At 73.1% G+C, this 16,647-nt stretch carries 1 protein-coding gene (running past one end of the window); it reads left to right on the top strand.

Annotation, left to right across the window (positions count from 1 at the left end; genetic code table 11):
- A protein-coding gene (locus tag AB0G59_RS06410) for a type I polyketide synthase (protein ID WP_360908596.1) crosses the window boundary here: on the top strand, window positions 1-16,647 show its 3' portion. 12,093 nt of this gene lie to the left of the window's left edge; 16,647 of the gene's 28,740 nt are visible here — the last part of the coding sequence; the start codon falls outside the window, past its left edge; its stop codon occupies window positions 16,645-16,647.

Genomic DNA, 16,647 nt, shown 5'->3' with positions numbered 1-16,647 from the left:
GGCGACCCGGGCCTCGATCCGGCCGACGTGGCCTGGTCGTTGACGTCCACGCGCGCGGCGCTGTCGCACCGTGCGGTGGTCGTGGGCGCGGACCGCGACGAGCTGCTCAGGGGTCTGGATTCGTTGGTCGCCGGTGTTCCGGTGACCGGCGGACTGGGTGTGCTGTTCGCCGGTCAGGGTTCCCAGCGGCTGGGTATGGGCCGGGAGCTCTACGACGCGTTCCCGGTGTTCGCGCGGGCGTGGGACGAGGTGTGCGCGGAGCTCGACGCGCATCTCGACCGGCCGCTCGCCGAGGTGGTGTGGGGCGAGGACGCCGGTCTCCTGGGCGAGACGGCCTTCACCCAGGCCGGTCTGTTCGCCCTCGAAGTGGCGTTGTTCCGCCTGGTGTCCTCGTGGGGCGTCAAGCCCGACTATCTGCTCGGTCACTCCATCGGCGAACTGGCGGCCGCGCACGTGGCCGGCGTGTGGTCGCTGGCGGACGCGGCGAAGGTGGTCGCGGCGCGCGGCCGGCTGATGCAGGCGCTTCCGGCCGGCGGGGCGATGGTGTCCGTCGCGGCGCCGGAGGCCGACGTCGTGCCGCTGCTGGACGACCGGGTGGCGATCGCCGCCGTGAACGGCCCGTCGTCGGTCGTGGTGTCCGGCGACGAGGACGCGGTGCGGTCCATCGCCGACGCCATGACGCTGCGCGGGGTCAAGACGCGCGGACTGCGGGTGAGCCACGCGTTCCATTCGCCGCGGATGGACGCGATGCTGGCCGAGTTCGGCGACGTGCTCCAGGGCGTGGAGTTCCGTGCCCCCGGCATTCCCGTGGTCTCGAACGTCACGGGTGCGGTGGCCGGGGAGGAACTGTGCTCGCCGGAGTACTGGGTGCGGCACGTCCGCGGGACCGTACGGTTCGCCGACGGGCTGGGCGCGCTGCGCGCGTCGGGTACGGCGACGTTCCTGGAGCTCGGCCCCGACGGCTCGCTGTCGTCGCTGGCCGACGGTGACGGGGTTCCGGCGCTGCGGCCCGGCCGTCCGGAGGCGGCCACGCTGATGACGGCGCTGGGCGGGCTGTTCGTCCGGGGCACCGACGTGGACTGGCGGGCGGTGTTCGCGGGGGCCCGGCCGGTGGACCTGCCGACGTACGCCTTCCAGCGCGAGCGCTACTGGCTGCGGGCGGGCCGACAGCTGCCGGACCCCGACCGGTGGCGGTACCGGCTGACGTGGACGCCGGTCACCGGCGTTCCCGCGGAGGCCGAGCCCGGGCTGTCCGGCACCTGGTGGGTGGTCACCGAGCCGGGTGACGCATCAGGCGAGTCCTCCGGTATTGACGTGGTCGCCGCGCTGAGTGCGGCCGGGGCCGACGTGCGCGGGGTGACGGTCGCGGAGCTGACCGGGTCCCCGGATGCCCTTCCGGATACGGCTCCGGTCGCGGGTGTGGTGTCGTTGCTGACGGTCGAGGCGACGGTCGCGCTCGTGCAGGCCCTCGGCGCGGCCGGGGTCCACGCACCGCTGTGGTCCGTCACCCGTGGCGCGGTCCACGTCGTCGACGGTGACGTGGTGGATCCCCACCGGACCGGGCTGTGGGGTCTGGGCCGCGTGGTCGCCCTGGAGCACCCCGATCGCTGGGGTGGTCTGATCGATCTGCCCGCGGTGCTGGACGAGCGTGCCGGGGCGTTGCTGGCGGGAGTCCTCTCCGGCGCCACCGGCGAGGACCAGATCGCGATCCGCGACACCGAGGTGTGGAGTTGCAGGCTGGCCCGGGCGGCATCGGCGGGAGCCGAGTCCGGGTCGGAGTCCGGGTCGGAGTCCGGGTCGGAGTCCGGGTCCGCCGAGTGGCGCGGCCGGGGCACCGTGTTGATCACCGGTGGTACGGGGGCGTTGGGCGCCCATGTCGCCCGCTGGCTGGCGGGCACCGGCGTCGAGCACATCGTGCTCACCAGCCGCCGGGGCACCGACGCCCCGGGAGCCCCGGAGCTCGCCGCCGAACTGGAGGCACTGGGCACCCGGGTGACGGTCGCCGCCTGTGACGTGGCCGACCGCGACACGGTCGCCGCACTGCTCGACACGCTCCCCGACCTCCGGGTCGTCGTACACGCCGCGGGCGTGCCGAGCTGGGGTGCGGTCGACGGGCTGACTCCGGCCGAGTTCGCCGAGAGCGTGCGGTCGAAGGTCGCCGGGGCGGAGATCCTCGACGAGCTGACGCGAGGGAGGGACCTGGACGCGTTCGTCCTGTACTCGTCGATCGCCGGCGTGTGGGGCAGCGGCAACCAGTCCGCCTACGCCGCGGCCAACGCGTTCCTGGACGGACTGGCGCATCGTCGCCGCGCGAACGGCCTGGTGGCCACCTCCGTGGCCTGGGGCATGTGGGCCGGCGGCGGCATGGCCGAGGGCGGCGAGGAGTTCCTCGTCGAGCGTGGCGTGTCGGGCATGGCACCGGAGCTCGCGGTCGCGGCGCTGCGGCAGGCGCTGGCCGACGACGAGACGGCCCTCGTGGTCGCCGACGTCGACTGGGCACGGTTCGGCCCGCGCTTCACCGCGCTGCGCCCGAGCCCGCTGCTGAGCGCGCTGATGGCCGAGGCGTCGGAAGCGGCCGGGCCGGCCGCCGCCGCGCCGGCCGGACGGACCGCACCGGTCGGTGCCTTCGCGGCCCGGCTGGCCGGGCTGCCCCCGGAGGAGCGGGAGCGGTCCGTCGCGGAGCTGATCCGGGCACGGGTCGCCGAGGTGCTGGGCCATGCGCAGTCGGCCGCGGTCGACTTGAACCGGACGTTCCAGGAGCTGGGCTTCGACTCGCTGATGGCGGTGGAGCTGCGCAACCGGCTCGGCGCGGCCACCGAGCTGACCCTGCCGGCTTCGGTCATCTACGACTACCCGACCCCGACCGCTCTGGCGGAGCACGTGTGCCGGGAGGCCCTGGGCGTCGCCGAGGTGGTCCTCGCGCCCATGGCCACCCGTGCGGTGGACGACGACCCGATCGTGATCGTCGGCATGGGCTGCCGCTTCCCCGGCGGGGCCGACTCCCCCGAGGCCTTCTGGGAGCTCGTGAACGCGAGCGCGGACGCCATCTCGCCGTTCCCCACCGACCGCGGCTGGGATCTCGCGGGCGTGTACGACTCCGACCCCGAGCGCTCGGGCCGGTCGTACGTGCGGGCGGGCGGCTTCCTCTACGACGCCGCCGACTTCGACGCGGGCTTCTTCGGGATCTCGCCGCGCGAGGCGACGGCCATGGACCCGCAGCAGCGACTGCTGCTGGAAACGGCCTGGGAGACGTTCGAACGGGCAGGTATCTCCACTGCCGAGCTCAAGGGCAGCCGGACGGGCGTGTTCGTCGGTGCGTCGTCGCAGGGCTACGGCGGCGGGGACGGTGAACTGCCGGAAGGGGCGGAGGGATACCTTCTGACCGGCAACGCGGGCAGCGTCGTCTCCGGCCGGCTGTCCTACACCTTCGGGCTCGAGGGCCCGGCGGTGACGGTGGACACGGCGTGCTCGTCGTCGCTCGTCGCCCTGCACTGGGCGGTGCAGGCGCTGCGGAACGGCGAGTGCTCGCTGGCCCTCGCCGGCGGCGTCACCGTGATGGCGACGCCGGCCACGTTCGTGGAGTTCTCCCGCCAGCGTGGGCTCGCGGCCGACGGCCGCTGCAAGCCGTTCGCCGCGGCTGCGGACGGCACGGGCTGGGGCGAAGGCGTCGGCATGGTGCTCGTCGAGCGCCTGTCGGACGCCGAGCGCAACGGGCACCGGGTCCTGGCCGTCGTACGCGGCTCCGCCGTCAACCAGGACGGCGCCTCGAACGGCCTGACCGCCCCGAACGGGCCGTCCCAGCAGCGGGTCATCCGCCAGGCGCTGGCGAACGCGGGGCTGTCGACCGCGGATGTCGACGCGGTGGAGGCGCACGGTACGGGCACGAAGCTGGGCGACCCCATCGAGGCCCAGGCACTGCTGGCCACGTACGGCCAGGACCGGGAACGGCCCCTGCTGCTCGGCTCGGTGAAGTCCAACATCGGACACACCCAGGCGGCGTCCGGCGTCGCCGGCGTCATCAAGATGGTCATGGCGATGCAGCACGGAGTGCTGCCCCAGACCCTCCACGTCGACGAGCCCACCCCGCACGTCGACTGGTCCATCGGTGCTGTGGAGCTGCTCACCGAGCAGACCGACTGGCCCGACACGGGTGCTCCGCGGCGTGCGGGTGTGTCGTCCTTCGGCGTGAGCGGCACCAACGCCCACGTGGTCCTGGAGCAGGCGTCGGCGGCGGCCGAACCCGGAACGGACAAGGTCGGCCTGCCCGTGGTTCCGTGGGTGCTGTCCGGTCAGGGCGAGGACGCGCTGCGTGCGCAGGCCGAGCGGCTGCGGTCCCAGGTGGACCGGCTGCCGGAGCTCGACCCCGTGGACGTGGGCTGGTCCCTGGTCTCGACCCGGACGCTGCTGCCGCATCGCGCGGTGGTCATGGGCGCTGACCGCGATGAGTTGCTGCGCGCGTTGGACGCGGTGGCGCTCGGGGAAGCGGCGCAGGGCGTGGTGACCGGCATCGCCGGTCCGTCGTCCGGAGCGGTGTTCGTCTTCCCGGGGCAGGGTTCGCAGTGGACCGGGATGGCGCTGGAGCTGATCGACTCGGCTCCGGTGTTCGCCGAGCGGATGCGGGAGTGCGCTGCCGCGCTGAGCGCGTTCGTCGACTGGTCGCTGTTCGATGTGCTGTCGGATGAAGACGCCCTGCGTCGAGTCGACGTGGTGCAGCCGGTGCTGTGGGCCGTCATGGTCTCGCTCGCCGAGCTCTGGCGCTCGTACGGCATCACACCGGCAGCGGTCGTCGGTCACAGCCAGGGCGAGATCGCGGCGGCGTGTGTCGCGGGCGGCCTGTCGCTGGAGGACGGCGCCAGGATCGTCGCACTCCGCAGCAAGGCCCTCCTGGCACTGTCGGGTCAGGGCGGCATGGTCTCCGTACCCCTGCCCGCCGACCAGCTGCGCGGCCGGGACGGACTGTCCATCGCAGCCGTCAACGGCCCCGCATCGACCGTCGTATCGGGCGACAACGACGTCCTCGACACGATCCTGGCCGAGTTCCCGCAGGCCAAGCGCATCCCCGTCGACTACGCCTCCCACTCCACCCACGTGGAACGCATCGAAGACGAACTAGCGCAAGCACTCGCACCCGTCGCACCCCGCACGGGCAACATCCCCTTCTACTCAACCGTCACGAGCCAACTCACCGACACAGCTGAGCTGAACGCGGCCTACTGGTACCGCAACCTCCGCCACACCGTCGAGTTCCAGAGCACCATCGAGAGCCTGCTCGCCCTCGGCCACACCGCGTTCGTCGAGGCGAGCCCGCATCCGGTCCTGGCGGCCGGGGTGCAGGACACCGCCGACGCGGCCGGCATCGGCGTCCTGGCGGCCGGCTCCCTGCGGCGCGGTGAAGGGGGTGCCCGGCGGTTCCTGACCTCGCTGGCCGAGCTCTCGGCTTTCGGCGTCGAAGCGGACTGGCACGCCGTCTTCGCCGGAGCCGGCGCGCAGCGCGTCGATCTGCCGACGTATCCGTTCCAGCGGGAACGTTTCTGGATCGAGCGGACCGCGACGGCCGTCGCACCGGTGGCGGAAGCGGACGGCGAGTTCTGGGCGGCGGTCGAGCGGGAGGACGTCGGGTCACTGGCGACGGCCCTCGGGCTCGACGGCGAGCAGCTGGGCGACCTGCTGCCGGCCCTGTCGGCCTGGCGCCGGCAGCGGCAGGAGCGGACCGCGCTCGAGTCGCTCCGCTACCACGCCGAGTGGAAGCCGCTGACCGGCAACCAGCCCGTAGCCCTGTCGGGTTCGTGGCTGGTCGTGGTCTCCGAGGCCGACGTCGAGCACGCGTGGGTCACGGGTGTGACCGAGGCACTGGCCGGCCACGGTGCCGAGCCGTCGCTGCTCGTCCTCGCCGAACCCGAGCTGGACCGCGCCGCGCTGGCCGAGCGCCTGCGGGAGTCGGCGGACGCCGTCGGCGTGGTGTCGCTGGTCGCCCTTGACCAGCGACCGCATCCGGCCTTTGCGTCCGTGCCCGTCGGTTACGCGTGGACAGTGCTGCTGTCGCAGGCCATGGGCGATGCCGGAGTGGGTGCTCCGCTGTGGAGCGTGACCCGGCAGGCGATGTCGACCGGGCTCCACGACGTCATCAGCGGGATGCCGCAGGCTCTGGTGTGGGGTCTCGGCCGGGTCATCGCCCTCGAACAGCCCTTGCACTGGGGCGGCTTGATCGACCTGCCGGAGGGGGTCACCCCACGGGCACAGGACTGCCTGGCCCGGGTGCTGTCGGGTGTGACGGGTGAGGACCAGGTCGCGATCCGGGCGGCGGGCGCGTTCGGGCGCAGGCTCGTCCACGCACCCGCGCTCAGCACCGAGGTGCCTGCCTGGCAGCCCGGCGGAACCGTGCTCGTCACCGGCGGCACCGGAGCGCTCGGTGGCCACGTCGCGCGATGGCTGGCGGATCAGGGTGCCGAGCACCTCGTACTGACCAGCCGCCGGGGCATGGCCGCGCCGGGCGCGCCCGAGCTCGCCGCAGAGCTCGAGGCGGCCGGCACCAAGGTGACCGTCGCCGTCTGCGACGTCGCCGACCGCGACCAGCTCGCCGCCCTCATCCGCGAGATCGGCCAGCTGACAGCAGTCGTCCACACCGCTGCCCAGCTGGACGACGCCACCGTCGACTCGCTCACCACCGAGCAGCTGCACCGCGTGCTGCGCGTCAAGGCCGACGGCGCCGTCAATCTCCATGAGCTGACGCGCGACATGGACCTGTCCGCCTTCGTGCTGTTCTCGTCCATGGCGGGAACGGCCGGTACGCCGGGTCAGGGCAATTACGCGCCGGGCAACGCGTTCGTGGACGCGCTCGCGGAATACCGCCGGGCGCAGGGGCTCGTGGCCACCTCGGTGGCCTGGGGCCTGTGGGCCGGCGGCGGCATGGGAGAAACGGAAGCCGGCGAAGTGGCCAGGCGGCACGGTGTGCCGGCCCTCGACCCGGAGCTGGCCGTCGCGTCCCTGCGCGTCGCCATCGAGCAGGGCGACGCGGTCGTCACGGTCGCCGACATCGACTGGGAACGGCACTACGTCGCCTTCACCGCGACCCGCCCCAGCCCCCTCCTCACCGACCTGCCCGAAGTACGGCAGCTGGCCGAGGCGGGAGCGGGGACGGTCGGCGGCGATGCGGAGGCCGGCGGCGTGTCCGCGCTGGCCGACCGTCTGGCGGGCCTCGACAAGGCCGAGCAGGAGGAGTCGCTCCTCGATCTCGTCCGCCGGCACATGGCCGTGGTCCTCGGACACTCCTCACCGGAGGCCGTACCGACCGACCGTGCGTTCATGGACCTCGGCTTCGACTCGGTCATGGCGGTGGAGTTCCGCAACCGGCTGGGCGCCGCGAGCGGCCTCCGGCTGCCGGCGACCACCGTGTTCGACTACCCGACCCCGATCGCGCTGGCCCGGTACGTCCGGACCGAGCTGTTCGGCGCCGCGGCGGCGGAGCCCGTACGGAGCGAACCGGCCGGGCAGCCGGTGGACGACGACCCGATCGTGATCGTCGGCATGAGCTGCCGCTTCCCCGGCGGAGTCGACTCCCCCGAACAGCTGTGGCGCTTCCTCGCCGACGGCGCTGACGCCATGTCCGCATTCCCCGAGGACCGCGGCTGGGACCTGGACGGCCTGTTCAGCGACGATGCCGACCACCAAGGCACCTCCTACACCCGCGTAGGCGGCTTCCTCGACAACGCCACCGAATTCGACGCGGGATTCTTCGGCATCTCCCCGCGCGAGGCGATGGCGATGGATCCCCAGCAGCGGCTGCTGCTGGAGGCGTCCTGGGAGGCGTTCGAACACGCGGGCATCGACCCCCACTCGCTGCGCGGCAGCGCGACGGGCGTCTTCGCCGGCACGAACGGCCAGGACTACGTGAGCCTGTTCAGCGGCGATCAGCCGCAGGAACTCGGCGGCCACGTCGGTACGGGCAACTCGGCTTCGGTCATGTCCGGTCGCATCGCCTACGTGCTCGGCCTGGAGGGCCCGGCGTTGACGGTGGACACGGCATGTTCGTCGTCGCTCGTCGCCCTGCACCTGGCGGTGCAGGCGCTGCGGACGGGCGAGTGCTCGCTGGCGCTCGCCGGTGGTGTGACGGTCATGGCGACGCCGGGGCTCTTCGTGGAGTTCTCCCGTCAGCGGGGACTGGCCACCGACGGCCGTTGCAAGGCCTTCGCCGGAGCCGCTGACGGCACCGGATTCTCCGAAGGCGTCGGCATGCTCCTCGTCGAGCGCCTGTCGGACGCCGAACGCAACGGCCACCGGGTGCTGGCCGTGGTCCGGGGTTCCGCCGTCAATCAGGACGGCGCGTCGAACGGTCTGACGGCCCCCAACGGTCCGTCCCAGCAGCGAGTCATCCGTGCCGCATTGGCGAGCGCGGGTCTGGTGGCGGCTGATGTCGACGCCGTGGAGGCGCACGGCACGGGTACGACGCTGGGCGACCCGATCGAGGCCCAGGCGCTCCTGGCCACGTACGGCCAGGACCGGGAACAGCCCCTGCTGCTCGGCTCGGTGAAGTCGAACCTCGGCCACACCCAGGCCGCAGCCGGCGTCGCCGGCGTCATCAAGATGGTGCTGGCGATGCAGCACGGCGTACTGCCCGAGACCCTCCACGTCGACGAGCCCACCCCGCACGTCGACTGGGCCGCAGGCGCGGTCGAACTGCTGACGAAGCAGGCGGAGTGGCCGGAGACGGATCGTCCGCGACGTGCCGGTGTCTCCTCGTTCGGCGTGAGCGGCACCAATGCCCACGTGGTTCTGGAGCAGCCGTCGGCTGTGACGGAGCCCGAGGCGGACCGGGTTGAGCTGCCGGTCGTTCCCTGGGTGCTGTCCGCTGCCGGCGAGAACAGCCTGCGGGCACAGGCCGACCGCTTGAAGTCGTTCGTGGAGAGCAGCCCGGAGCTGGACCCGGTGGACGTCGGCTGGTCGCTGACCTCGACACGGGCGATGCTCTCGCACCGCGCGGTGGTCGTGGGCACGGACCGGGACGAACTCCTGCGCGGCCTCGACATGCTGGAGAGCGGCGGCGCCGCCGAATCCGGTCGCAAAACCGTGTTCGTCTTCCCCGGACAGGGTTCGCAGTGGACCGGGATGGCGCTGGAACTCATCGACTCGGCTCCGGTGTTCGCGGAGCAGATGCGGGAGTGCGCCGAGGCGCTCGGCGCCTTTGTCGACTGGTCGCTGTTCGACGTCCTCGCCGATGAAGAGGCGCTGCGTCGAGTCGATGTGGTGCAGCCGGTGCTGTGGGCCGTCATGGTCTCCCTCGCCGAACTCTGGCGCTCGTACGGCGTCACACCGGCAGCGGTCGTCGGCCACAGCCAGGGCGAAATCGCAGCGGCGTGTGTCGCAGGCGGCCTGTCCCTGGAGGACGGCGCCCGGGTCGTCGCCCTCCGCAGCAAGGCCCTGCTCGCACTGTCGGGTCAGGGCGGCATGGTCTCCGTACCGCTTCCCGCCGACCAGCTCCGCGACCGTGACGGACTGTCCATCGCAGCCGTCAACGGACCGGCCTCAACGGTCGTCTCGGGCGACAACGACATCCTCGACGCCATCCTGGCCGAGTTCCCGCAGGCCAAGCGCATCCCCGTCGACTACGCCTCCCACTCCACCCACGTCGAACGCATCGAAGCCGAACTCGCGGAAGCACTCGCACCCGTCGCACCCCGCACGGGCAACATCCCCTTCTACTCGACCGTCACGAGCCAGCTCACCGACACCGCCGAACTCGACGCGGCCTACTGGTACCGCAACCTCCGCCACACCGTCGAATTCCAGAACACCATCGACAACCTGCTCACCCTCGGCCACACCGTCTTCATCGAAACGAGCCCCCACCCCGTCCTGACCGTAGGCATCCACGACACCGCCGATGCCAAGGACATCAGCGCTGTGGTCACTGGCTCCCTCCGCCGCGACCACGGCGGACTCGACCGCTTCTTCGCGTCGCTCGGGGAGGTCCACGCCCGGGGTGTCGAGGTGGACTGGCAGCAGGTGTTCGCCGGGACCGGTGCACGCCGTGTCGTGCTGCCGACCTACGCCTTCGAGCACGAGCGCTACTGGCTGGAGCCGGCACGGCCCGTGGCGGAGGCGGCCGGGCTGGGGCTCGGTGGCGTGGAGCACCCGCTCCTGGGCGCGGTGCTGGCCCTGCCCGATTCCGACGGCAGTGTGCTGACCGGCCTGCTTTCCCTGGACGGGCAGCCTTGGCTGGCGGACCATGCGGTGCTCGGCACGGTGGTCTTCCCCGGCACGGGCTTCGTCGACCTTGCCCTGCAAGCCGGCAGGCAGTTCGGCCTGACCGTGCTGGAGGGGCTGGACCAGCACGCTCCGCTCGTGGTCCCGGATCGGGACGGCGTCCGGATCCAGGTCGCGGTCGGTGCGGCGGACGGGCGGCAGCGCCGCTCGGTGACGGTCCATTCCTGCCGCGCCGGAGAGTGGCTGTTGCACGCCTCCGGCACTCTGGCGGCGGCCGCTGAGGGCGAGCCGGTGGCGGAGCGCCTGGCGGTCTGGCCGCCGGAGGGCGCACGACGGCTCGACGTCTCGGAGACGTACGGGGCGTTGGCGGAGCGCGGGCTGGTCTACGGCCCCGTGTTCCAGGGGCTGCGCGCGGCCTGGGTCCGCGGCGACGAGGTGTTCGCCGAGGTGGCTCTGGCGCCGGAGGCGCACGGTGATGCGGCGCTGTGCGGCGCGCATCCGGCCCTGCTCGACGCCGCCCTGCACGCGGTGGGCCTCGGCCGGTTCGTGTCCGACAGCGGGCAGGGGCATCAGCCGCTGTCGTGGACCGGTGTGTCCCTGCACGCGGTGGGTGCGTCGGCCGTCAGGGTCGCGCTGTCGCCCGCCGGTACGGACGCGGTGTCGGTCGAGGTGGCCGATGTGACGGGCGCACCGGTGCTGTCGGTGGCGTCGCTGTCGCTCGGGGCGCTGTCCGAGGAGCGGATCGAGGACACCCGTGGGGTGGCGCAGGAGGCGCTGTTCCGGGTGGACTGGAGCGAGGTCTCCGTGTCGGAGGACACGTCCGCGCCCGTCGCCGGGTTCGAGGATGTCGGTCCGGACGACGTGCCGGTGCCCGAGGTCGTGGTGCTGTCGTGCGCGTCGGAGGGCGAGCCGGTCTCCATGGTGGTGTGCCGGGTGCTGGCGGCGGTGCAGCAGTGGCTGTCCGACGAGCGGTGCGCCGCTTCGCGCCTGGTCGTGCTCACCCGCGGCGCGGTGTCGGCCGTTCCGGGCGAGGATGTGACGGACCTGGGCGCCGCTGCCGTGTGGGGTCTGCTGCGCAGCGCGCAGAACGAGCACCCCGACCGGTTCGCGCTCGTCGATCACGACGGGCACCCGGACTCCATGGCGGCGCTGCCCGCCGTGCTGGCTGGCGCGGGGCACGTACAGCTCGCGCTGCGGCAGGGTCGTGCCCTGGCCCCGCAGTTGGTCGGCGTCGTCGGGCAGGCGGCAGCCGTTCCCGGGCCGTTGGGTGAGCGGGGCACGGTGCTGATCACCGGTGGCACGGGGGCGCTGGGCTCTCTGGTGGCCCGGCATCTGGTCGAGCGGCACGGTGTGCGGGACGTGGTCCTGGCCGGTCGTCGCGGCGAGGCCGCTCCTGGTGCCGGTGAGGTGTCGGAGCGGTTGCGTGAGCTGGGTGCCGCCGTACGGGTGGTGGCCTGTGATGTGGCCGATCGTGAGGCGCTGGCGGGGCTGCTGGGCGGCCTTCCGGAGCTGCGGATGGTCGTCCACACCGCGGGTGTGCTCGATGACGCGGTGATCGAGTCGCTGAGCCCGGAGCAGGTGCGGAAGGTGCTGCGGCCGAAGGTGGATGCCGCGTGGCATCTGCATGAGCTGACGCGGGACCGTGACCTGGCCGAATTCGTGGTGTTCTCGTCGTCCGCGGGTGTGCTGGGCAGCCCGGGTCAGGGGGCTTTCGCCGCGGCGAACGGCTATCTGGACGCGCTGGCGGCCCACCGCAGGGCGTCGGGGCTGCCCGGTGTGTCGGTGGCGTGGGGTCTGTGGGCCGAGCGCAGCGGCATGACCGCTCATCTCTCGGAGCAGGACCTCGGCAGGATGGCGCGGTCCGGTGCTTCGGCCCTCTCCACGGAGCAGGGGCTCCGGCTCCTCGACCTCGCGCGGACGGCCTCGGAGGCGGTCGTCCTCGCCACGCCGCTGGACACCGCCGCCTTGCAGGAGCAGGCGGACGCGGGTGCGCTTCCGGCGCTCTTCCGCGGCCTGGTCCGTACTCCGCTGCGCCGTGCGAGCGGTGGCGGGGCCGAGGGCGAGTCGTCCCTGCGCTCGCGGTTGGCGGGCATGCCGGTGGCCGAGCAGGAGCAGTTCGTCCTGGATCTGGTGCGTACGCAGGTCGCGACGGTTCTCGGGCACAGTTCGCCGGCGGCTGTCGACGCGGGGCGCACGTTCGGGGAGATCGGCTTCGATTCGCTGATCGCCGTCGAGCTGCGCAACAGGCTGGGCGCCGCGACCGGTGTGCGGCTGCCGGCCACCACGATCTTCGACTACCCGACGCCGTTGGTGCTGGCGGGCCATCTCCGCACGGAGCTGGTCGGCGGGGCGGCGGTGCCGGAGCGGCTCGACGCCGCTCCGGCTGTGGCGGGGGCCGATGACGATCCGATCGTGATCGTGGGCATGAGCTGCCGCTTCCCGGGCGGGGTGACCTCGCCGGAGGAGCTGTGGGAGCTGCTCGGCGCGGGCCGGGACGCGGTGTCCGGCCTGCCGTCGGACCGCGGCTGGGATCTGGACGGCCTGTTCAGCGACGATGCCGACGAGTCCGGCACGTCGTACGTCCGTGAGGGTGGCTTCGTCTACGACGCGGACGAGTTCGACGCCGACTTCTTCGGGATCTCCCCCCGTGAGGCGCTGGCGATGGATCCCCAGCAGCGGTTGTTGCTGGAGACGGCCTGGGAGGCGTTCGAGCGGGCGGGCATTCCGGCCGCGTCGTTGAAGGGGAGCCGGACGGGTGTCTTCGTCGGCGGTGCTTCGCTGGGTTACGGCATGGGCGCCGACCAGGCGGCGGCGGAGGGCTCCGAGGGGTACTTCCTGACCGGTGGCGCGGGGAGCGTGCTCTCCGGCCGGCTCTCGTACAGCTTCGGGCTCGAGGGGCCGGCGGTGACGGTGGACACGGCGTGTTCGTCGTCGCTGGTGGCCCTGCACCTGGCGGTGCAGGCGCTGCGGTCGGGCGAGTGCTCGCTGGCCCTGGCCGGCGGTGTGACGGTGATGGCCACGCCCGGCATCTTCGTCGAGTTCTCCCGCCAGCGCGGGCTTGCCACGGACGGCCGGTGCAAGGCGTTCGCCGACGCGGCGGACGGCACCGGGTGGAGTGAGGGCGTCGGCATGCTGCTCGTGGAGCGGCTGTCGGAGGCCGAGCGCAACGGGCACCGGGTGCTGGCGGTCGTACGTGGCTCCGCCGTCAACCAGGACGGTGCCTCGAACGGCCTGACCGCCCCGAACGGGCCGTCCCAGCAGCGGGTGATCCGGGCCGCCCTCGCGGACGCGGGTCTGTCCGCGTCGGACGTCGACGCGGTCGAGGCGCACGGTACGGGCACGAAGCTGGGTGACCCGATCGAGGCGCAGGCGATTCTGGCGACGTACGGCCGGGACCGGGAACACCCTCTGCTGCTGGGTTCGGTGAAGTCCAACCTCGGGCACACCCAGGCCGCGGCCGGTGTGGCTGGTGTGATCAAGATGGTGATGGCGATGCGGCACGGTGTGCTGCCGCAGACGCTGCACGTGGACGAGCCGTCGTCCTTCGTGGACTGGTCGGCCGGTGCGGTGGAACTGCTGACCGAGCAGACCGTGTGGCCGGAGGTCATGCGTGCCCGGCGGGCCGGTGTCTCGTCGTTCGGCGTGAGCGGCACCAACGCGCATGTGATCCTCGAGCAGCGGCCGGCGTTCCCGGCGGAGTCCGGGTCCGGGGCGGAGCCTGAGCGGGCCGAACCGGCGGTGGTGCCGTGGGTGCTCTCCGGCCAGGGCGAGCGCGGTCTGCGCGCCCAGGCCGAGCAGCTGCGGTCCTTCCTGGCGGGGGACGAGGGCGCGGAGCTGCGGCCGTCCGACGTGGGCTGGTCGCTCGCGGCCACGCGCTCGGTGCTCTCGCACCGTGCGGCCGTGGTCGGTTCCGACCGCGACGAGCTGCTGCGCGGGCTGGCGGCGCTGGCCGCCGGCGAGCCCGCGCCGGGTGTGGTCGTGGACTCCTCGGCGCCCGGCCGGCTGGCGGTGCTCTTCACGGGGCAGGGTTCCCAGCGGGCGGGGATGGGGCGCGAGTTGTACGCCGCGTACCCGGTGTTCGCCCGGGCGTGGGACGAGGTCTGTGCCGCGCTGGACCCGTACCTGGACCGTCCGCTCACCCAGGTGGTGACCGACGGTACGGACAGCCTGCACGAAACCTCCTACACCCAGGCGGCGTTGTTCGCGCTCGAGGTGTCGCTGTTCCGGCTGGTGTCCTCGTGGGGCGTCGAGCCCGACTATCTGCTGGGGCACTCGATCGGCGAGCTCGCCGCCGCGTACGTGGCCGGTGTGTGGTCGCTGCCGGACGCGGCGAAGATCGTCGCGGCGCGTGGCCGGCTGATGCGGGCCCTGCCCGAGGGCGGGGCGATGGTGGCGGTGGGCGCGTCCGAGGAGGACGTGGTGCCGCTGCTGACCGACCGTGTGGCGATCGCCGCCGTGAACGGTCCGCAGTCGGTGGTGGTCTCCGGTGACGAGGACGCCGTCCAGGCCGTCGTCGGTGTGCTGGCCGGACGTGGCGCGAAGACGCGACGGCTGCGGGTCAGCCACGCGTTCCACTCGCCGCGTATGGACGACATGCTGGCGGAGTTCGGCGAGACCCTCCGCGGCGTCGCCTTCCGTGCGCCGCGGATCCCGGTGGTGTCGAACGTGACCGGCACGGTGGCGGGCCAGGAGCTGTGCACGCCCGAGTACTGGGTGCGCCACGTCCGCGAGGCCGTGCGTTTCTCGGACGGGCTGGCGCGGCTGCGGGAGCTCGGCACGGCGACGTTCCTGGAGCTCGGGCCGGACGGGACGCTGACCGCGCTGGCGCAGGCGGGCGCCCCGGGCCCCGACACCGCCTTCGTACCCGCTCTGCGGGCCGACCGGTCCGAGACGGTCACGGTCACCACGGCGCTCGGCCAGCTGCACGTCCGTGGCGTGCCGCTGGACTGGCCGTCCCTCCTCCCCGGCGCCCGTCGGGTGGAGCTGCCGACCTACGCCTTCCAGCGGACCCGCTTCTGGCTGGAGCCGTCGCGTACGGCGGGTGAGGCGGCCGACTTCGGCTTGGGCGCGCTGGACCACCCGCTGGTCTCCGCGATGGTGCCGCTGCCCGGTTCCGACGGCGGGCTCCTCACCGGAGTCATCGCCGCGGACTCGGGCTCCTGGCCGGCCGGGCAGCCGGATTCGGGGGCGGCCCTGTTCCCGGCGACCGGCTTCGTGGAGCTGGTGCTCCAGGCCGGGCTCCAGTTCGGCTGCCACGTGGTGGAGGAACTCACCGCGCACGAGCCGCTGGTCCTCCCCGAAAGGGGCGGTGTCCAGGTGCAGGTCTCGGTCGGCGGTGCGGACGGGTCGGGTCGTCGTGAGGTGACGGTGTTCTGCCGTCGTGACGCGGGCCGTCACGGCCGTGACGGGCTCGACCGGAACTGGGTGCGTCATGCCACGGCCGTGCTGTGCGTGGGCGCTCCTCAGGAGCCGGAGGCCGCGGAGGCGTGGCCGCCCGCCGGCGCGTGGCCGCTGGAGGATGCCGGGGTCCCGGCATGGCGCCGCGGTGACGAGGTCTTCCTCGACATCGCGCTGTCGGCCGCGGTGCCGGGGACGGCGGTTCCGGACGCCGGGCGCTGGGCCGTTCATCCGGCCCTGCTGGAAGCGGCGTTGGCCCAGGAGGTACTGGCGGGATTCGTCGGCGACGCGCGGGCGACGTACCTTCCGTCCGCCTGGACGGGGGTCGGCCTGCACGCGGTCGGCGCCTCCAGGCTGCGGGTCGCCCTGTCCCCCGCCGGTCCCGACGCGGTCTCGCTGCGGGCGGCGGACGGCACGGGTGCGCCGGTGCTGTCGGTGGCCTCGCTGGAACTGCGGGCGGCACCGGAGGAACTGCTGGACCGGGCGGCCGTGACCGCGTCCGGCGACGCCGGTGCGGAGCTGGCCGACGACGCCACCGCGGTCGCCGGCTCGCAGGACGCTCCCGCGACCGGGCCGGCACAGCCGGCGCAGATCCGCCGGGCCGCCGAACCGGAGGCTCAGGACGCCGCCGTCTCCCTGGTCCAGCGACTGGCGGGTTGCTCGGAGGAGGAGCAGGAAGAGGTCCTGCTGGAGCTGGTCCGCGACCAGATCGCGATCGTCCTCGGCCACGCCGACGGCACGCTCGTCGACCCGGACCGCGGGCTCCTGGACATGGGCTTCGACTCGGTGGCGGCGGTGCGACTGCGCAACCAGCTGGCTCAGGAGACCCAGCTCAGCCTGTCCGCCAGCCTGGTCTTCGAGCACCCCACGGCACTGGCCCTCGCCGGTCACCTGCGGGAGGAGATGCTGCCCGACGACGCCGCGGCGGCCATCCTCGTCCTCGAGGAGCTCAACAAGCTCGACGATTCGATCCTCGGACTCGACCCGGCGAGCGCGGCACGCATACGGATCGCCGGCCTGCTCCAGGGGCTGTCCGCCAAGTGGCTGTGA

The sequence above is a fragment of the Streptomyces sp. NPDC021096 genome (assembly GCF_040641275.1).
GTDB lineage: Bacteria > Actinomycetota > Actinomycetes > Streptomycetales > Streptomycetaceae > Streptomyces.
Note: the sequence above shows the minus strand (reverse complement) of the source record. Positions and strands in the feature narration are given on the sequence as shown.